An 18,860-nucleotide genomic window follows, 5' to 3' on the forward strand; every position below is an offset into this window, starting at 1 on the left:
CGAAATGGATTTGGGAAAGGAAAAACTCAGGCTCCGTATCTTAAACGGAGCCACGAGTATCTTTCTAGACCAAGGTTATGCGAAGACTCGTATGGAGGATCTGGCCAGCGCTTGTAAGATTGCGAAGAAGACTCTGTATCAATTCTTCCCGAATAAGGATGAGGTTTTGAAAGCAGCAGCTTTACACAATCAGACTGGGATCGCAAAGCGGATCAGGAGGATCCGATTGGATCGTACTAGCGGCTTTCCAAAAAGAATGAAGAAAGTTCAGGAAGAGTTGTTGGATATAGCAAAGCCGGATCATATCTTTCTTAGGAAAGAATTGCGGGATCAGATCCCAGAAATATGGAGAATTATCCGAGAAAATAGGGTCGAATTAATAGATACTGAGATTGCCGCCTTGCTCGAAGAGGGTAAGGCTTTAGGCGAGATTAGAGAGGATTTACATCCTGATCTATTGGTTATGGTGTTAAACGCTTGTTCAGAAGCGTTGTCTGGACAGGAAGGAAACCCGACCGATCGTCGGGAAGATGTCCGAGAACTGGACAATATCATCCTATATGGCATAATAGAGAGAGGAAGAGGAAAAGATTAAACAGTTGACGACTGGTAAATCGTTTCCTATGAGTGAGGGGGACAAGAAAGTGCAAACCGCTGTGGAACAAGAGTTAACTGTAGAGAAAGATGAGGTCCGCCAAAGGATCTTCGAAAAATCGTTTGAGCTATTTCTGCGATACGGTTTTGCGAAGACTCGTATGGAAGAGATCGCTAGAACTCTTCGGATCAGCCGCAAGACGTTATACAAACATTTTGCGAACAAATACGAATTGTTGAAAGCGGTCATGACGGACAAGCATCTTCGAATTCACGGCAAGATCCGCACCATTCACGAAGATCCTACCCGCAGCATCAAAGAAAAGATCCAGGCCATGAGAACCTGTCTCTCGTCCGAGATCCCTCACGGAATGAATGAGTTCCTGAGAGAGATCAGAGACCAGGCCCCTGATCTTTGGAAGCATTTTCATGCGATGAAAGAAGCAAATGTCAATCGCACTATGAGAGCGATGATAGAGGCTGGAATTAAGAACGGGGATATTCGTCCCGATGTGAATCCGGATATCGTACTTTTGATCCATTCCGCTTCTTCCGAAGCAATGTTCGATCCGAATTTCCTGGCTCAAACACCATACTCGATCCGAGATCTGGTGCAAGAGTTGGACAATATCATCTTTTACGGGATCGTAAAACGAGAGGACGTATAAGTCCTTACTTTTTTATCCAAACTGCGAGACCTTGCCCGTTTTCTCTTCTCGCATACTTTGCATTAGAATCGAAAAATCCAATCATTTCTTTCTTAGAACTCCCTTGTAATAAGGGCTCTTTGTCTTCCGTAGCCAGTACTACTAGTTCGGGTTGAAATTCTCCCTTTCGGACTTTTTCCCAATCCTTATACGGGATCCTGATCTCATTCCCACAAAACAAGTAGGGAGCGATCTTAAAAGAAACGAACATACTGCTAAAGCATTCTTTTCTTATCGAGTGTAACTTGGCGAGAGTGCTTAACTTGTCCGTTTGATAAGTTCTTAGTTCCTGAGACAATTCGGCTATATTCGGGCCCCGCGAAATATAAGTTCCCGGTTTTATGCAAAGGCTTACTGACACGAATAGCAAAGCGGTTGCGATCGTCATATTTATCGTACTATTCGGGATTTTTAACCGACTGAGTCTTTCGGAGAGATCTTTTATATGAACGAAAGCAAATGGCACACTCGCATAAAGGATAAGTAATGGAGGTAAGCCATAATAAAATGATAAGAAAGCCCTGTCTAAACTGATTGAACTCATCCACAATATGGAAATGATCCAACCGGGAATAGACCTCCAGCCTGCCAGCAAAGGAATTCCGAGAACACTCAATAACAAATATTTCCCTTGTCCCGACCATAGCAACTTCAAGTAGAGTATCGGATGAAAAAGCAAATCTTTCAGATATTCGGTTTCGCTTTTGCCCCAGCGCATCGCGAAGGAATCTACTCTGACTGGAAAAAGAAGAGCTGAGCCGAGTTTGATGAACAACAGGAAATAGAGTAAAGAAACAGAGATATAAATGATCACTGTTTTGAGCCGAACTTTGCGAAGTAAGATCACTGAGGCGCAAATCGAGTAGATCCACCCGTCTTCTTTTACGATCAGGATCCCAATGAGTGCTAGTATGGATAATCCAAGCTCATTTCGGACAGCTAATAGTAGGAATAAAGGCAAAAAGAATACATATAGGATCTCAAAATGAGGATATAAATGGGAATGGATCAAGTACGGGTTGAGAAGTAACGCCAAACTTGCAAGCAGTGAGACTCGTGAGTCGGATGTGATCTCGTTGCAATAAAGATAGAAAATACAGATCCCGAATGCGATCACAAAGACCTGCATGATCAGCCATGCTTCTAAATAGGGAAATATCTGGAAGTAGGGGAACAAGAGTAAAAATACAGGAGAAAAATGTTCCGCTAAGAAATTGGTACTATGCTCATAAGAAGGTAAAAAATGGACCGAAGGGGAAATGCCGGGTATATGGATCATAGTCCCGGCATCGTGCCATTCGAAAGATAAATTAAGATATTGTAATGCGGATAAGGTTCCGGTTGCGAAGATGCTTACTAAGGATAGGATTAGGATCTCTCTTCTGATTCCCATATTTCGGATCATTATGCAATATCGCCCGAATTTAACCAGGATTATATTGCAAACGACTTCCTATTCTTATATAAACGATCTACGTAGAAACCTGACCCAAGGCACGGTACAGATCAACTATCATCATCGATCTTATTCCGGATTCGGCAATAGTCTCATCTTCTCCAGTTCATCTTGGATCTCTTCGATCGCCAATTCTCCTCCTCCCGATTGTTCCGATAATGCTTTCAGGATAGGCTGTAGCTTCGAGGCTTCTTCTTTCGAAATGGAGATGCCGGATTGGGTCAGGATTTCATAGACTGCCGATTTTCCGGATTGGCTGGTGAATGCGATCCTATCTCCTTCCGGACGACCGATCAGATCCGCGTCGAAGGCGCGGTATGCTCCCTTCTTCATGTCCTTTGTCTTAGAAACTCCGTCTTGGTGGATCCCACTTCTGTGTGCCACCACGTCTTCTCCGATCAAGGGCGCCTTTTCATGGATCGGTACCTGGGACATGCGAGAGACAATGCGAGAAGTCTCATAGATCGCCTGTAAGTTCAGATCCACTTTCACTCCGCAATTATGAAGAGCAATCGCTACTTCGTATGTATTCGTGTTGCCTGCTCTTTCTCCCAAGCCGTTCAACGCGGTTTCCAATTGGACTGCTCCCGCAAAGAAGCTCTCCACAGTGGTAGCAGTAGCCATGCCCAGATCGTTATGGGTATGGACGGAGATATTGGTTCCTTGGGGAAGGGACTCCGCAACCTTTCTCACCATGGCTACGAACAAGTACGGCCGATATCTTTCGACTGTGTTGGGAAGATTGACTACATCCGCTCCCGCATCCAAGGCGGCTTGGAATGCCTCAATGGTAAATTCCATATTCTCTAAGGAATCCCCGAAATGTTCTCCGGAGAATTGAACTTCTCCGAAATTTCCCGCAAGTTTGCGTGCATAAGAAACAGATCGTATTATATTTTCTTTAACTTGTTTTTCGGTCAGCCCTAGAACGTTTCGGATCGTGAAATCGCTGATCGGATAGACTATATGGATGCGCGGACGAGGTGCCTTTCGGATCGCCTCCCAAGAAAGATCTATTTCCTTCTCCACTGCTCTGGAAAGACTGGAGATCGCCACATTCTCCGGAGCTAAAGAAGCCAGATGCGAGCAAGCCTCGAAATCCTGATGGCTCGCAGAAGCGAAACCTACTTCGATCCCTTGTACTCCCAGTTTCAATAGCTGCTTGAAGATGATCTCCTTTTCTTGCAGGTTCCAAGGCTTACGAAGTGCTTGGTTCCCATCTCTCAGAGTCACATCCATGAAGAAGGGAGACCTAGGTGGAGTTCGCAAGCCTTGGCCGGGCACGACCATCTCTTGGATGGAAGGATAAGAAGATATCAGGTTTGTATTCGTTGTTTGTTCCATGGGCTTCTCTTTTTTGCCGTCCCCGAAGCGGGATTTTTGTCGGGACGGGAGCCCAGATACAAAAAAACCCGCTCGAGAGGAGCGGGTTTTTGCATACGCAATATCCTAATAGCTCCTCTCAGCTTCTGAGTAGAAGGAGGAGGAGTCCTAGCAAATTGGCTTTAAAGGATGTTTGCGCCATACGTATACTTTTAGACTCGGTAAACGACAAGAAGAAGTCAAGTAGAAAAGAAAAAATCCGGATGGGAAATGGAAGAAGGTCTAGTCTTCCTCTTCTTCTTTTTGTAAGAAGCTCCAAATGCCTCCTCTCTCGAACTGTCTCTCTTCCAAGAGCTGTTTGAGTTGGACGTATTCTTTTTTGACTTGGTCAGGGACTCCCACAGCTTCCAATTTTTGGAAGATCTCCCTGGCCTTTTCAAACCGATCGGTTCGAACATAACAAATTGCTAATGCATATAATGTAGGAGGATCCGTAAGTTCCGAATCCGGAAGATCCTTGAGTAATGCCAACGCCTGATCGAATTTGGAGGCGCCTGTATAGACAGCGGCCAGGTTCTTCTTTGCAAATACGTCCGTATCGTCCAGTTCCAAGGCCTTGGATAAATGGAATTCTGCCTTGGGCTTGTCCTTCTTTCTGGCAAATAAGACTCCCAGTCCTACCCAAGCCTGCACATGAGCCGGTTCCAAGCGAATGCATTCTTGCAATCTCATTTCTGCATGGGCCAATTCTCCTAACTGAGAGAGGCACATTCCGTAATGAAAGAATGCATTTGGGTTTTCTGGTTCCTGTTCCGTCCAAGCCTCAAGAACCGATTTCGCTAGCTCAGAGTTTCCCTGCTTTAAGTGGTTCAACGCGGTTTGGAGTCTTGGGTCCATTCTTTCTCCATTTCTTTTCTTGCTCTTGGTTCCGACTATCTTTTTCTTCCTGAGTTTCTCTCTTACAATGCTCTAGAGAAGATTTGATCTCCCAGTCCCCGTTTCTTTTGATCCAAGCCTTGTCTATAACATACTTCTCTACTACGATATCCAAGATGCGTATGTCGGTCTCGTTTTCTGCGCTTACATAATGATTCGAGTCCTTCTCAAATTCCTTTCTCCATTTTGCGGAGAATGGATTTAGATATTTGTCTTTGAACTCTTCCAAACTGTTTTCCGCGTTCTCACATTCTCCGATCAGGAACTCCACATGCTTCTTTCTTTCTGCGGCTCCCGGTTTTTCGGTAAACTTCTTATACGCCACATAGATCAGCCCGACTGTCAGAGCGGTTTCAAAGGCACCCGGAACTGGAGTGATCAGAGCGACAGCAAGCACTCCTCCTAACCTCCGGACGAGAGAAGTACTTTCCTTTTTTAACTCCGCAGCATAAGTAGATACGTCTTTTAATCTCTGTTCATAAGTGACTTTGAGAGGATCTAATGTTTCTTTTTCGAATTTTTCGATATCGGTTAACGCGTCTTTGTGGAGCGTTTGCATGCTCAGGTTCGCTTCGTACGTATGGCCTTCTTCGTTCGTATAGATAAGATAGTATCTATGGTCCGGGGAAAGCATGGATCTTTCGCTTTTGGGAAAGGAAGAGCAAGAAACTAGAATGAATAGGCTGAAGTAGATCGGGATCGATCCGGATCTCAAAGGATTTGCATGAGATATAACGCGATACAACGAGCTAAACTTTAATGAGTCGAAATCGATTGTAAATCTAAATTACGGGATCTCGAAAATTCCACTCTCACTTTTTAGGAAAGTTTTTGCTGGACAGGATAAGTTTTGGGATATTTTTTGAAGGGTCGGGTTTCTTACATGGTCTCCTTTTTTCAACGAGTTCTTTTCTTATTGTTCTTAGTTTCCCTTTCTCTTTTGAACTGTTCCGGTGCGGAAAAGAAGTTGGATTCTATGGACTTACCGGTCTTAGAACTCAACCGAGCCGAGATGCCAATCCTAGTCCAGTTCGAGGACGATCAAGAATACAATGCAAAGACTGTGATGGCCACTTTCTTTACGGGAGTTGAAGGAAAGGATCGGAGAGCGGACAGGGAATATGCAAGATTTCCCTTGTTAGTCGGGAACGGGGCGAGGGCAAAAGAACTGGAACTAGAAGGAACGGTTACCAGAAAACAAAGTTATAAGTACGGAAGAAAAGAGATCTATCTCCTGATCGAAGGAAATAAACTCTCTCATAACTGTGGACTTGGGATCAAAGAGAGCTCCGCCTCGAATCTGAGTAAGCAATTCCGTTCCGTTAAGATCTATTTCTCTCCTACCGGCCAAAAGGATATCCCCGCTAGCGGGTTCTCGATCGCATTGGGGCTTGTTACTTATATGATCTATCCTCTTTTTATCACGGGTTTCGTGGTGGAAAAAATGGATTGTGGCCTGATTGTAGAAGGCTAATCCTACTTAACTCTCTCATATTTTAGTTTTCGAATTCGTCTAATAAAGGAAAGTATCCTTTAGGAAGTAGAATATGCCTTATATGGCTGTCGGATCCAGGCAAATCTTGTATTCCGATTCGAGCGCTCCTGCTCTGGTTGGGGACCAACCTAGAGAAGTCGCCTCCGTCTCAGATAATGCGATTGTACAACCTCAAACCATGGTAGTTCCTCCTGGGGGTCTCCCTCCAAATCTGGGACAGTTCTTGGACACTACTATCTAAGGAAACTGGATGTTCCAATTCATATTTTCCATCTTACTTCAATCCTTGGTGGTGATCTTCGTATTCCCGCTTATCGATTCCGATTTTAGCGTGAGCGGAAAACTCTGGGATGCGATCGTTATCGTTCTATTCTTCGGGTTCTTGAACTTTCTACTCCGTTGGTTTTTGGTGCTCGTCACCTTGGGAGTGGGCTACCTAGTCTATTTACTTACCTTGGGAGTGGCAGGACTCGTAGTAAACGCGATCGTCTTACTATGGATCAGTACACTGTTCCCTGGAAAGATCTTCGTGCCCGGTTTCTGGGCTGCCTTCTGGGGAGGGGCCATTCTTTCTTTGGCGAATTACGTAGCGAAGAAGGAAACGAAGGAAGATCATCATAGGGATTCTCGCTCCGACAGAAGGGGCGGAAGATAATCCGATTTCTGGTTTAGAATGATCAGAGAAGTACAAGCGATCCTCAAAAACGATCCTGCAGCCAGGGGATTGGAGTTCCTATTGTATCCGGGACTGCATGCCATCTTCTTACATAAGTATATTGCATATCCTTTATATAAGATCCACTTAAAGTTCCTGGCTCGATTTGTTTCCCAATTCTCCCGTTTTCTTACCGGGATAGAGATCCATCCCGGGGCCAAGATAGGAAGCGGCCTTTTTATAGATCATGGAATGGGCATAGTGATCGGCGGGACTGCGGTTATAGGCGATGATTGCATTCTATTTCACGGAGTGACTTTAGGAGGGACTGGCAACCACCAAGGAAAACGTCATCCTACCATAGGGAACAATGTTCTGATCGGTGCCAGGGCCACAGTCCTGGGTCCGGTCACCGTGGGGAATAATGTAAAGATCGGGGCCGAAGCTGTAGTGATCGACCATGATATTCCGGACGATTGCACAGTAGTAGGTGCTCCGGGCAAGATCGTAAGGCTAAAGGGAAAGAAAGTCCGAAAGCCTTTAAAGAAGATCAAGATTTAAATTCTATTTTTTGAATATATCTATTTTAGTAAGTCGGAACCCTATTTTTTGGATAGCAATTTTGCTGAAACGGATCATAACTCTCTTTCTATGAGTTCCCTTATTGAGCAGACTTTAACTCTCTCATCATCTCATCTTCCAATTCTTGGAAATAGGACGGATCATGGGTCATCACATAGAATTGGGAATTGCCTTGGAATAGTTTTAGGAATAGTTCCGCCTTTCTTCTAGAAGGAAAGGAAGAAGGAAGAAGGGATCTCTCTTTATTCCTTTCGAAATAATTCTCCAAGCACGCGATCCAAGACCCGAGCACGTCAGAACTTAGTTTGGCCCATTCCGGATCGGGGCGGTCTAGGCTTCCCATGAATCTGGCCAAGGGGCAGCCGAAATATTTCTGCATCTTTACTTGCTTCTTGAGAAGTGCCATCCAGCGACCGATGAAATCTTCCGGATCCTTGGACTTTTCCATGAGTCTCTCCCAGACCTCCCTAAAGTCCTGACCCTGCCTCTTGATATATTCTTTGCCTAGATCTTCCTTGGTTTGGAAGTAACGATAGAAGCTGGCCTTATGAGAAGAAGACTCGTCAATCACCTGGTTGATAGAAGTCCCCGCATATCCTTGCGCATACATGAGCCTCACAGCCGTCTCGGCGATCCTTTCATATGGACCTTCCGGTTTGGCTTCTGTCGTTCTCGTTTTTTTCATAGGGCAAAAATAAAATGATAGACCAGTTAGTCTATCTATATTCTTCTTGGGAATTACATAAATAGACCGTCTGGTCTATCCGGAGAAGGATATGCAACAGTTACAGTTCACAAAGAGAAATCGATTGGACTGGGTGGAAGTTCCCGAACCTAAGATCACCGGGGCAAACCAGGCCTTGGTCCGTCCCATGGCTGTGGCTAGGTGTGATCTGGATCTTCCTATCCTGAGAGGACAGACGTTGTTTCGACCTCCTTTTCCTGTAGGACATGAATTCGTGGGAGAGATCCTAGAAGTAAGCGAGGATATTTCTTCTTCTTATCCGAAGGGAATGAGGGTTGCGGTCCCATTCCAGATCTCTTGCGGTCATTGTGCACATTGCGAATCCGGTCTTACTAAGAGTTGCAGTTCCGTTCCTCATACGAGTGCTTATGGTATGGGAAAGGGCGCTAAGGAATATGGCGGAGCGTTATCCGATCTTATCTTGGTTCCTTATGCAAAGGAGATGTTGGTTCCCTTCTCCTCCAAGATCGACCCGACTGCAATCGCAAGTATCAGCGATAATATTGTAGAGGCTTGGAAGCTCGCAGGACTTGCCTTAAAAGAGAATAAGGACAGATCGGTTCTGGTCCTAGGCGGATTTGCATCCAGTATCGGTCTATATACCGCTGCGCTCGCAAAGCATATGGGCTCTCCCGAGGTTGTGTATCTGGATTCCGACAATAAGCGTTTGGATATAGCGGAATCGTATGGGGTCAAGGTGGAGAAGGTGACGAGCATGCCGAAGAGCTTCGGTAAATTCGATATCGTAGCGGAAGCGAACGGGACCGGGGAAGGTTGGGAGTGCGGGCTTAGATCCGTCGGAATAGAGGGAATATTCTCCTCGGCATCCATCTTCTGGACGAATAGCGTTCCCATTCCTTATTTAGAATTATATAATAATGGAGCAACACTCAAGATCGGAAGAGTGAGGTCCAGAGAATGGATCCCGGAAATACTGAGAGAAGTGGAAGCAGGATACGATCCTTCCAAGGTCACGACCCGCAAGGCAGCCTGGTCCAATGCTGCGGAAGCATTCTTGGAAGAAGAGACCAAATTGATCATAGTTAGATAATCATTCTGGGTTTAGGACGGGCTCCTCGTCCTAAGCTTCTTTTTCAGGATCCTATAAAATGATGCTGTTTGAATGAGAATGAGAAAAGATCCGGAAGCAGACTGCCATCCTAAGAAGAAAGATCAAAACGTTCCGATCGATCTGAAATAGTCGGATAAGATCTCATCCACTTCCGAAAAAGGAAGAAATCCTTTGGTTAAGATCCCTCTATCGATCCCATCCGAAAAGACCAAGCAAGGAAATCCGGTAACTCCCAAGATATACCCGTAATTGAAATCGTTCCTTGTTTCCAAAAGGGTCTCTTCTCTCTGATAGACTTCCTGGAATTCTTGGGGAGAAAGAGAGAACTCCTCCGCGATATCCAAATAGTTCTGAAAATCGTTCGGATTCTTTCCTTGTGCGTGAAAGCTCTCCGACAATCGATCTAAATAAGCAAAGGATATCTTTGGGTCCAATCTTTGGGCGGTAATGACTGCTCTGGATCCAGGTTCCGAATCATATAAGATGGATCTATCCTTTAGGATCTCATAATGGAAGCTGCGTTTCGATATTCTCTCTACTTCTTTCCATAGATATTTGAGTTTATCAGTGACCTCTTCCGTAAATGCTTCTACTTCTTGGCCATAACGGAGTCCGCCTAAAACGAGAGTAAAATCGATCTTGTCGGAGTATTTTTCACGGATCTTTTGGAAGATAGGGGCAAATCCGTAACACCAGGTGCAGATCGGATCCGCGACATAGACTATGGAATGTTTGCCTTCTGGACGTTTGATTTCGAGATCCACATATAACAGAGATCAGTACGGCTCGGTCTTTTCAAACGAAAAAAGGCGGGACAATGTCCCGCCTTCCATTCCTTTTCGTTTAGGAGGATCCTTTTTAGATTTCGTTCGGGTGTTTGACGTAGTAGAGCGATAGCCATACTACCCCGAAAAGTACCCCCGCGTAAGCTAGGATCGCAGTTGCGATGTCGATCATCGGAAGAACAGAAGCGATAGGTGTTACCTTAACCGCAGTGATCTTCGTAGCTTCACCAAGAATTAGGAAGAGACCTCCTAGTCCGATCAGGTGATAACGGTTCATCGCATCCTTTGATACTCGGGCAAACCGGGCAAACACAGGAACAGCCAAAAGCGCTAATGCGAAGATGGTCACTGTATCCATGTTCATACCTCCTTAAGGTACTAGGTTAGACAGATGATGGTTCTTGCTTCTTTCAAACTTTCCAAAAAATAATTTTAAAAAAATTGCATGTAATATAACGAGCGGTTTATATAGAATTTCTTTTATACTGCTTAAGGATTAATCGTACATATTTATTTTGTTTATCACGGAAGGGATAAGTTGCTCCCGTATCGAACATAGAGAAATTAATACTTAATGAAAATATAATGTAACTTATAGATTCTCTATCCTGCGGCAGTTTTGTTTTGAGAGAGCCTTTTTCTTACGATATTTGGCTTTAAGTCGGGCCGTTATTTGTGATGAACTGGATTGGGATCTTAACAAAAACGGATGGGCAAGGATAAGAACCGGCACGAAGAACGGTGGCTTTCGGTCAAAGATGCACTCGGATACGGAGAAATCCGGCTCCTTCTTCTGGACTCTAGTTTAAAAACATTCATCAAATCGTAATCCAAAAGAAAGAATTTCTTTGGACCAAACTGGCGGGCCAGAAATCTTTCAGAGAGTGGACGTTCTTTCATACTATCTGGAGACCTACGAGGCTTGTAGAAAGGCCTTCGTATCCTATAAAAAGCAACTCAAGGCCAGATTTCGGCATTTTCAATTTGAGACCTTGGACATCCCAAAAGGCGGGGGAGAGGTCGATACCTATTTTCTGGGGCAAAAGAAGGAACCTGCAAAACGGATCGTAGTAATGAGTTCCGGCATTCATGGAATTGAGGGTTATGCCGGATCTGCCTTCCAGAGGAGATGGATAGAGGAATTCCTTTTGGATGAAAAGAGTGCATTTAAGCTACCTAAGAATGTGGATTTTCTTTTGATCCATGGGATCAACGCTCACGGTTTCAAGAACCAGCTTAGGGTAAACGAAAGCAATGTGGATCTAAATCGCAACTTCGCCTTGAAAAGAGAAAAGTTGCATAAGAGATTTAAGAATAAGAAGTATCGAAAGATCCAAACCTTCCTGAATCCGGGGACTCCATTTACGAATTATATCTTCGAATATGCACTTTTTGTGATCCGATTCTTTGGAGTCGTAGCGAGGTTCGGGGCCAAGTACGTTCTAGATGCCGCAGTCAATGGGCAGTATGAATTCCCGAAAGGGATCTACTACGGAGGAAGAAAACCGGAACCGGTGGTTCGTCGTCTGCGTAAGTTCTTTAAGAAGGTCCTTAAGCCGTATGATCAAGTCCTGGTCTTGGATTTCCATACTGGATACGGAGAAAAAAATGGGCTCAGCCTCATGCAAAACGCTCCTCCCGGTTCCAAAGAAGACAAGAATCTGAGAAAGGTATTCGGGGACTTCGGTCTTTTATTGAACGAGGGAGAAGAGGACTTCTATCGTACGTCGGGAGACTTTACCGATTTCTTCGGCAAGATTTTCGGGAAGGACAAGGATCTATTTCCGATCACAGTAGAGCTCGGCACGAACGGGAATATAGATATGTCGGGAGCCTTGAAGAGCAGCTTTCTAATGATCAGCGAGAATCGGATCCGGTTCCAGGGTTCGAGATCGGAATCTTCTACCAATCGGGTCAAAGAAGAATTCAGAGAGATGTTCTATCCGAGCAGAGAAGACTGGAGATTGGCGGCGATGGACCATGTATTCGGGATCCTGCCGGAAACGATCACTCGTTTTTCCAAGATCTGATCGGTCCTAGTCCGTTAGATATTTTCGGAAGAAGATACCGATCCATCTAATCAAATCGCTTGTTAGATCGACTGGATCGGATGATTGATGATCCGAGTTTAGATCCGATCCACTATCAGCAAAGTTACGTCGTCTTCGAAGTCGGATCTATGGCAATAGGTCCTGCATTCTTTGATGAGTGCAGAAGAGGCTTCTCCCGCAGAAGATTGGGAATGAGTTCGTACCGCGAGGGTCAATAGGTCTTCGCTATATCTTCTGGTTCTGTCTCCGTTTGAATGCTCCGTCAGTCCGTCCGTATACATTACGAGTCTATCTTGAAGCGAGAAACCGGTCACATATTCTTCGAAGAATAGGTCCGGGATCACTCCTACCAGTTTGCCTTTTGTTTCCAGATGAGATGATGTACCTTCTCCTTTTCTGTAGAGGATGGGAGGATTGTGGCCAGCATTCGAATAACATAATGTGTTTGTTCCGGTATGGATCACTCCGTAGAATGCAGTTAGGAAATTTCCCGCCAGCTTATTGTATAAGGCAAAATTGAGTGCGGTAAAGAATTTGGAAGGACTACAAAGAGTATCGTGATCGAAGGTCTCCATAACCGTATGTATGACCGTTGCCACGACAGAAGCGGAGAGCCCATGTCCGGAAACGTCCGCGATGAGTACTGCGGATCTGTTCTCATCCAACTTGATCACATTGTAAAAGTCTCCGCCTACATTGTCGTACGGAATATGCTGTAATCCGAAATCCAAGCCCGGTATATACGGCAGGGAAGAAGGAAGGATCTTATGCATCACTTCTCTTGCTCGTTTCAATTCCCTATCTGTATCCATTACCTTGTGGAATAGATTCGCATTCTTAATGGTAACGCTGAGTCGATTTGCAATTGCACCTAACATTTCCAGATCCGCATTGGTAAACGCGAATCCGGAATACTTATTGTTTACGCTGATGACTCCGAGGAGCTCATCCCTGTACAGCAATGGAGCGGAGATGAGTGAATTTGCCTCGAACTTGTATTTAGCGCTTTGATCATATCTCGGATCCTCGTCCAGACTTTGGATCAGAAGGCTCTGCTTTTCTTTTGCGACCCAGCCGGAAATTCCTTCTCCGTATGGTACTTGTATATTGTTGATCGCATCTTCCGGAATTCCCCTAGCGGCAAGGATCCGTAGCACTTCTAAAGTAGGATCTGCGATATAGATCGTGCCTGCCTTCGCCTCCAAAAATTCGAGTACCTTGTCCAAGAGCCAGTTCCCCAGTTCATGGATGCTTTTTTCGGCTACGGTTAACTTCTCGAATTCGTAAAGTAATCTGAGCTCTAATACTCTTTTTTTCAAGGATTCATGGGTCTGCGCATTCTTGATCGCGATGGCTGCGATCTCGGAGAGGGAAGCCAGCACCTCTACATCGGAGGAGTCGAAGCCTCTATTCTGGGACTTATTTAAAATTTCGAGTGTGCCTATAACCTTGTCTTGAACGAAGAGAGGTACGCAGGCAAGAGATCTGGTACGAAACCCTGTTTTTTGGTCTAAGGCGGGATTGAATCTGGGATCCGTATAGGCGTCTTCTAAAACGATCGGTTTTTTTTCCTTCGCCACCCAACCCGCGATCCCTTGGCCGGGTTCTAGACGAGCGTACTTTTGTATGATCTCTCCTTTTTCCCCTAACGCAACTTCGCAATAGAGGAATCCGTCCTTTTCTTCCAGAAGGAAGAGAGAACTTGCTTCGGCTTCCAACAGATCCTTGGAATACAGCATGATCAGAGGCAATAACTGGTAGAGGTCCAGGTTCGCGTTCAGGATCGTGCTAGTATTTAAAAGGCTCCTGTATTTCTTGGCTTCCGATTCGGTATTCGTCATAGATGGGGCAAGACTCTCACAGATCCGGAACCAAGTCAACGGATTGTCATTTCTTTCTGCCACAAAATCATGGAAAGAGAAGGAAGTTGCGATTTTCGCGGAACTATGAGACCATTTTTTGGTCGGATAATGTAGAGCTATTCGGATGGAGTTCGATTTGCAAAGATTGGTGATTTTTCTCAGTGTTTTTACGGTAATATTATTTCTAGGATATTCTTACGCCGCGAGTCGTCTCAGCGCTCCCTTCGAATTGAATACGATCCAGTCCGTTCTTCTCTGGAGTGCCGTTGTTTTTCTGGTGCTTCTCACTCCAAGTGCATATATTCTCAGTATGCTTTTCCGAGAAACCCCTTGGCAAAAATTCTGGGCCTATTCTGCCTTCACTACCTTGGGTTTTTCTACCATTCTGGTTTCCTTCGTCGCGTTCCGGGATCTGGGAAATCTGGCTTGGAAGGGAAGTCTGTTCATCACAGACAAATTGCAGTCCGATCCTAAGCAAACGGAAGAAGGATCCGGATTCTCTAGAAGGGATTTTATCTCTCGCTTCTCCTCCTTTGCGTTACTCGGAATGGCGGGAGGCTTGACTGCGTTCGGCATGTACCAAGCAAAGAAGACTCCTTCGATCAAGAAGGTCAGTATCAAGGTAAAGGATCTTCCGGACGGACTTCATGGTTTCAAGATCGCTCAGCTCTCCGACATACATATCGGGCCAACGATCAAGGGTGGCTTCTTGGAAGAAGTGGTCAGAAAGACAAATTCCTTGGAAGCGGATCTTGTGGCAGTAACGGGAGATCTAGTCGATGGGACTGTGGGAATGTTGAAAGACCATGTGAGCCCTCTAAAAGGACTGAAATCCAAACACGGTACCTTCTTCGTGACCGGAAATCATGAGTATTATTCGGGAGTTCTAGCCTGGATCCGTGAACTCCAGGATATGGGCATCCATGTTCTATTAAACCAAAATAAATTACTAGAGCATAATGGAGCTACTCTTGCTATTGCAGGTGTGACGGACTACAAGGCTCATACAATTATCCCGGGACATAGAACGGATCCGAAGCAGGCTTCCTTGGGCGCAGAGGACGCTCACTATAAGGTTCTTTTAGCTCACCAACCCAATTCGATATTCGAAGCGGCCAAGGCGGGATTCCATCTGCAACTTTCCGGTCATACTCATGGAGGACAGTACTTCCCGGGGAACGTATTCATTCATCTCTTCCAAAAATTCGTAGCCGGCTTAAGCGAATGGGAAGGAACACAATTGTACGTGAGCCGCGGAACCGGTTACTGGGGACCCCCCATTCGGATCGGAGCCCCTTCTGAGATCACCATCCTAGTCTTGGAAAAAGAAACCTAAGCCTAGATCGATCCCCTTACCATTCTACTTTTAGGATTCGAATTGACATTCTGATCTCCTCAGGCTCCTTAGAGGGAGTTTCAGGAATTAGAATGTACGATCCTATCTCTCGACTCTTTGTTTCTTCGATTCTCATTTTTAGCTTCTCTCTTTTTTCTTTCGTCGATTGCTCCAAGCCTAAGCCTAAATCCAATCCTGAGATCGAAAGGCTCAAACCCAAGAAGAAGGTGGATGATCGAGATCAAGACGCGGATCTTTCGAATCGAGAATACTTCGATGAGGACGCGGATGGAAGGCGCATCGAGAAAAAACCGGAGCCTGCTTCTCCTTCTTCTAATCTGAGAACGTATGCGAGCGGATCTCCCGGATGTAAGAAGGGAAATTGCAAAAATGGGGAAGGCGTCTATGTATACGATACGAGGGACGTTTACTCGGGAGGATTTTCCGGAGACCTACGGCAGGGCTGGGGAATTTTAGCATACTCGGACGGGGATCGATACGAAGGGAATTGGTCCGGAGATAAAAAATCGGGTAACGGACGTTATGTGTTTAGGGACGGCTCCGTGTTCAGCGGGGCCTTTACGGGAGAAGGCACCGGGATCGGCTCCTATTATAAGTCGGGTAGGACCCGAAAATGTAGATTAGAAAACAATAAAGTATTTTGTAGATGATCATTGGGTTTAGGAGAACCCTGAAATAGGCCTTTTTGATCGGTCCAAGAGGATTGGAACCTTTCTAAGCCTGAAATGGACTATGGATCCTGATACAATACTACTTCTTTGTAGTTAGACGAACTAGGTGTTAATAAACGATTGTTCGACATAGATACATCTTTTTTATAAGCGCTCTTGCATTTCATATAAAGACAGATAGAATATCTTTGCGATGGACGGAGGTCCGTATGGAAAGATGGCATGATTGGTTAGAAAATCATCGGGATTGGTGGATCGATTTGGTCCGTATGTATCTGGGAGGAGTGCTGATCTATAAGGGATTGGAGTTCCTTGCGGACACGGATGCCTTGATCCGTATGATGGAGCTGAATAACGCTCCGTATGCTTCTACATTGCTAGCTCATTATATAGTGATCGCACATATTTGCGGAGGTTTACTATTGATGGTGGGACTTTTAACCAGATTCTCGGCTATGTTGCAGTTGCCGGTATTGGTCGGTGCCGTCCTATTCATTCATGCTAGAGAGGGATTCGTTTCTCCGGGATCGAATCTACCTTACGCCTCCATGATATTGCTTTTGCTTTTGCATTTTTCTTTATACGGATCGGGTCGTATCTCGGCAGATTTCTATATAGAAACTCATAGAAGCGTTTAGAATTTTAGAATATTCGCAAATTTAGATCATCCGATCTCTCGGATGATCTAAATCGGTTTTGCTTATGCAGATACGGAAGGGGAGATCTGGTCCAGTATCCCTAACCAATCTGTTCTTTCAGCCTGTCCCGGTTTTCTTTTTCCGAAGAACTGTACGATCAGTTCGCCTTTTTCATCATATACTTCGATGGAGTGGATCTTTCCGTCTTTAGAAGGTTTTTCTACGATCCAAGAACTGGAGATCAGATCGGATCTCAAATGAAGATTGAACTCGGGATCCAACACATTCCACCAATGTTCTAAGACTTTGATATTCGTGACTTCTCCCGTATGGATCTGTATAGCTCCATGGTTTCCTACGAACACCATGATCGGGGTCCTGTTTAAGGACGCTAACTCGAGCATTCTTAATACGAGCCGGGCATCTATTCTTTGAGTGAATATTCCCTCCGCTAATTCCATAGATTGGATCCTGGATACCCCATACTTTCTTAATAGAGGAAAAAATTCGTGAGTGTCCTCTAATTTCCCCCAATCGCTTAAGAATTGCTCCTTTGCTTCGGGAGAGATCTCTTTCTTGGATAGAGAAGAAGGAGTTTCTTCTTTCGGAACAAATAAAGGATCGAGTATCGGATCTTTCTTGGTGAATTCGGATTTTAGATCTTCCCATGCTTGGACGTCTGATCCGTCCGTTAGAAAAATTTTATGTACTGCATCTCCTTTTTCGTCAAAGATCTGCAAGGATCTTTGGAATCCGTCTTGTTTTGCTTCTTCCACTGCGAAGCCGAATTTCCAGACTCCTGGGAAGAGCCTTAGATCTATGTCCGGACCGACGACTAGGATATTTCCCGGACCAGAACTAACTTCTTCAAAGCGACCTTTTCTCTCATGTACGCAGGCCTCGTTCCTGGTGAGTACCATTACGCGTCCTAGGCTTCCTAGTTTGGCAAAGAGATCTCCCCAGTTTTCCCGTAAGCTGGTCGCTTTCGGGAACTCTTGTGCCTGTGTAATTTCGGCAGCAGCGAGAAGTCCCGCTTCCGATGTGTTTAAGTGAGAGGCAATATCTCTCATTCTCAAACGGGGCTGGGATTCTCGTAGTGCTTTCCAGGCCTGGATCAGGCCGTTTGCATTTGACGATTCGATGGCGGACATTTTTCGTTTCTCCTTATTAGCTGGATTTATATATTAATTTTTTTTGAAGTTCGTTTCGGACGGGTCCTAAGGGAAGAAGGTAAAATCCTCCTTCCGGGAACGGGATTCGCTTGGTTCTCAGGCGAAAATGCTCCAGGACAAAATCCTCTTTTAGGACTAGATCAGGGGGGCCATCTGCAACTATTCTTCCATCTTTGAGGACTGCGATGCGATCCGCATACCTAAGAGCCAGATTCAGATCGTGTAGGATGCAGAGTACTCCTCTTCCCTTCTTGCTTAGGATTTTTGCATTCTCCAATAAGGAATGCAATCGGTTCGGATCTAAGGAAGAGCCCGGCTCGTCCAACAGAACATATCTTTCTCTCTTGGGGGGATCCATATCCTGCAAGATGACCCTTGCCATTTGGGTTCTCTGTTTTTCTCCTCCGGAAAGTCTATTATAAATTTGGAATCTTTCTCTTTCTCCCAGATCCACTTTTTGAAAGGAGGCCGACGACATTTCGTCCTCTTCTTCTTTCGATACTCTGAGTTTGTAGGAGGATCTCCCCATGCGAACGATCTCGTCCGCTGAGAATGGGAAATCGATCTCTGTTTCTTGGGAGAGCACCGATCTTCGGGTTGCCAACTCTTCGGGAGAGTAGGAGGAAATAGGAAATCCGTCTAGCAATGCGAGTCCTGAATCCGGAGAGATCTCTCCGGACAAGAGCCTGAGTAAGGTGGACTTTCCGGCACCATTCGGTCCGAGCACGACTAGGAATTCTCCTGGATACAAACTCAGAT

The 18,860-nt window shown here is 45.2% G+C and carries 20 protein-coding genes and 1 pseudogene; 11 read left to right on the forward strand and 10 right to left on the reverse strand.

Annotation, left to right across the window (positions count from 1 at the left end; all coding sequences use genetic code 11):
• Positions 1 to 4 precede the first annotated feature (4 nt).
• Together EHO57_RS15030 and EHO57_RS15035 are read left to right on the forward strand one after the other, a co-directional pair.
• Positions 5 to 595 carry a TetR/AcrR family transcriptional regulator gene (locus EHO57_RS15030; protein WP_135645911.1) on the forward strand — a complete coding sequence of 197 codons (591 nt, stop codon included), beginning with the start codon at positions 5 to 7 and terminating at the stop codon, positions 593 to 595.
• Positions 596 to 644: 49 nt separating this feature from the next.
• Positions 645 to 1,262 (forward strand): TetR/AcrR family transcriptional regulator, encoded by a 618-nt coding sequence (locus EHO57_RS15035; RefSeq protein WP_135646074.1) that lies wholly within the window; start codon positions 645 to 647, stop codon positions 1,260 to 1,262.
• A 4-nt stretch (positions 1,263 to 1,266) separates the two neighbouring features.
• Here the strand turns inward: EHO57_RS15035 and EHO57_RS15040 are convergent, their stop codons facing one another.
• The 4 genes from EHO57_RS15040 to EHO57_RS15055 all read right to left on the reverse strand — a co-directional run bounded on the left by EHO57_RS15040 (position 1,267) and on the right by EHO57_RS15055 (position 5,650).
• Complete coding sequence (locus EHO57_RS15040) at positions 1,267 to 2,694, reverse strand: DUF2079 domain-containing protein (RefSeq protein WP_167882288.1); 1,428 nt, start codon at positions 2,692 to 2,694, stop codon at positions 1,267 to 1,269.
• 132 nt (positions 2,695 to 2,826) lie between these two features.
• Entirely contained in the window at positions 2,827 to 4,047 is a 1,221-nt protein-coding gene (gene leuA2, locus EHO57_RS15045; RefSeq protein WP_246050746.1) for a 2-isopropylmalate synthase LeuA2, read from the reverse strand.
• A 315-nt stretch (positions 4,048 to 4,362) separates the two neighbouring features.
• Complete coding sequence (locus EHO57_RS15050) at positions 4,363 to 4,977, reverse strand: tetratricopeptide repeat protein (RefSeq protein WP_210410042.1); 615 nt, start codon at positions 4,975 to 4,977, stop codon at positions 4,363 to 4,365.
• Complete coding sequence (locus tag EHO57_RS15055) at positions 4,925 to 5,650, reverse strand: hypothetical protein (RefSeq protein WP_135645908.1); 726 nt, start codon at positions 5,648 to 5,650, stop codon at positions 4,925 to 4,927. The genes EHO57_RS15050 and EHO57_RS15055 overlap by 53 nt, the downstream gene beginning before the upstream one ends.
• 249 nt (positions 5,651 to 5,899) lie before the next feature.
• Here EHO57_RS15055 and EHO57_RS15060 point away from each other — a divergent pair, with 249 nt between their 5' ends.
• The 4 genes from EHO57_RS15060 to epsC all read left to right on the forward strand — a co-directional run bounded on the left by EHO57_RS15060 (position 5,900) and on the right by epsC (position 7,727).
• Complete coding sequence (locus EHO57_RS15060) at positions 5,900 to 6,490, forward strand: hypothetical protein (protein ID WP_135645907.1); 591 nt, start codon at positions 5,900 to 5,902, stop codon at positions 6,488 to 6,490.
• Between the two features lie 73 nt (positions 6,491 to 6,563).
• Complete coding sequence (locus EHO57_RS15065) at positions 6,564 to 6,752, forward strand: hypothetical protein (RefSeq protein WP_135645906.1); 189 nt, start codon at positions 6,564 to 6,566, stop codon at positions 6,750 to 6,752.
• A 9-nt stretch (positions 6,753 to 6,761) separates the two neighbouring features.
• Positions 6,762 to 7,166, forward strand: a complete 405-nt coding sequence (locus EHO57_RS15070) for a phage holin family protein (protein ID WP_135645905.1) — start codon at positions 6,762 to 6,764, stop codon at positions 7,164 to 7,166.
• An 18-nt stretch (positions 7,167 to 7,184) separates the two neighbouring features.
• On the forward strand, positions 7,185 to 7,727 hold the full coding sequence (gene epsC / locus EHO57_RS15075; RefSeq protein WP_135645904.1) for a serine O-acetyltransferase EpsC: 543 nt from the start codon (positions 7,185 to 7,187) through the stop codon (positions 7,725 to 7,727).
• A 100-nt stretch (positions 7,728 to 7,827) separates the two neighbouring features.
• Here the strand turns inward: epsC and EHO57_RS15080 are convergent, their stop codons facing one another.
• The gene (locus EHO57_RS15080) at positions 7,828 to 8,433 is read right to left on the reverse strand and encodes a TetR/AcrR family transcriptional regulator (protein ID WP_135645903.1); all 606 of its coding nucleotides are present in this window, start codon (positions 8,431 to 8,433) and stop codon (positions 7,828 to 7,830) included.
• Positions 8,434 to 8,524: 91 nt separating this feature from the next.
• Here EHO57_RS15080 and EHO57_RS15085 point away from each other — a divergent pair, with 91 nt between their 5' ends.
• Positions 8,525 to 9,544: a zinc-dependent alcohol dehydrogenase gene (locus EHO57_RS15085; RefSeq protein WP_135645902.1), complete on the forward strand. Its 1,020-nt coding sequence runs from the start codon at positions 8,525 to 8,527 to the stop codon at positions 9,542 to 9,544.
• A 122-nt stretch (positions 9,545 to 9,666) separates the two neighbouring features.
• Here EHO57_RS15085 and EHO57_RS15090 read toward each other — a convergent pair whose 3' ends face one another.
• Together EHO57_RS15090 and EHO57_RS15095 are read right to left on the reverse strand one after the other, a co-directional pair.
• Positions 9,667 to 10,329 carry a DsbA family protein gene (locus EHO57_RS15090; RefSeq protein WP_135645901.1) on the reverse strand — a complete coding sequence of 221 codons (663 nt, stop codon included), beginning with the start codon at positions 10,327 to 10,329 and terminating at the stop codon, positions 9,667 to 9,669.
• A 94-nt stretch (positions 10,330 to 10,423) separates the two neighbouring features.
• On the reverse strand, positions 10,424 to 10,708 hold the full coding sequence (locus tag EHO57_RS15095; protein WP_135646072.1) for an LIC10816 family protein: 285 nt from the start codon (positions 10,706 to 10,708) through the stop codon (positions 10,424 to 10,426).
• Positions 10,709 to 11,198: 490 nt separating this feature from the next.
• Here EHO57_RS15095 and EHO57_RS15100 point away from each other — a divergent pair, with 490 nt between their 5' ends.
• A complete protein-coding gene (locus EHO57_RS15100; protein ID WP_246050718.1) occupies positions 11,199 to 12,380 on the forward strand; it encodes a M14 family metallopeptidase in 1,182 nt (393 codons plus the stop codon).
• A gap of 98 nt (positions 12,381 to 12,478) precedes the next feature.
• Here EHO57_RS15100 and EHO57_RS15105 read toward each other — a convergent pair whose 3' ends face one another.
• Positions 12,479 to 14,242 carry a GAF domain-containing SpoIIE family protein phosphatase gene (locus EHO57_RS15105; protein WP_135646070.1) on the reverse strand — a complete coding sequence of 588 codons (1,764 nt, stop codon included), beginning with the start codon at positions 14,240 to 14,242 and terminating at the stop codon, positions 12,479 to 12,481.
• A gap of 145 nt (positions 14,243 to 14,387) precedes the next feature.
• Here EHO57_RS15105 and EHO57_RS15110 point away from each other — a divergent pair, with 145 nt between their 5' ends.
• The 3 genes from EHO57_RS15110 (at position 14,388) to EHO57_RS15120 (ending at position 16,929) form a co-directional block, all read left to right on the forward strand.
• Entirely contained in the window at positions 14,388 to 15,599 is a 1,212-nt protein-coding gene (locus EHO57_RS15110; protein WP_135645900.1) for a metallophosphoesterase, read from the forward strand.
• Between the two features lie 92 nt (positions 15,600 to 15,691).
• The gene (locus tag EHO57_RS15115; protein ID WP_135645899.1) at positions 15,692 to 16,270 is read left to right on the forward strand and encodes an MORN repeat-containing protein; all 579 of its coding nucleotides are present in this window, start codon (positions 15,692 to 15,694) and stop codon (positions 16,268 to 16,270) included.
• Positions 16,271 to 16,500: 230 nt separating this feature from the next.
• A complete protein-coding gene (locus EHO57_RS15120) occupies positions 16,501 to 16,929 on the forward strand; it encodes a DoxX family protein (protein ID WP_135645898.1) in 429 nt (142 codons plus the stop codon).
• A gap of 62 nt (positions 16,930 to 16,991) precedes the next feature.
• Here EHO57_RS15120 and EHO57_RS15125 read toward each other — a convergent pair whose 3' ends face one another.
• Both EHO57_RS15125 and EHO57_RS15130 read right to left on the reverse strand, forming a co-directional pair.
• Positions 16,992 to 18,080 carry a hemin-degrading factor gene (locus tag EHO57_RS15125; protein ID WP_135645897.1) on the reverse strand — a complete coding sequence of 363 codons (1,089 nt, stop codon included), beginning with the start codon at positions 18,078 to 18,080 and terminating at the stop codon, positions 16,992 to 16,994.
• A gap of 16 nt (positions 18,081 to 18,096) precedes the next feature.
• Positions 18,097 to 18,852: pseudogene (locus EHO57_RS15130) on the reverse strand (ATP-binding cassette domain-containing protein); the annotation flags it as partial.
• Positions 18,853 to 18,860 lie beyond the last annotated feature (8 nt).

The organism is Leptospira langatensis (assembly GCF_004770615.1).
Taxonomy (GTDB): Bacteria; Spirochaetota; Leptospiria; order Leptospirales; family Leptospiraceae; genus Leptospira_B; species Leptospira_B langatensis.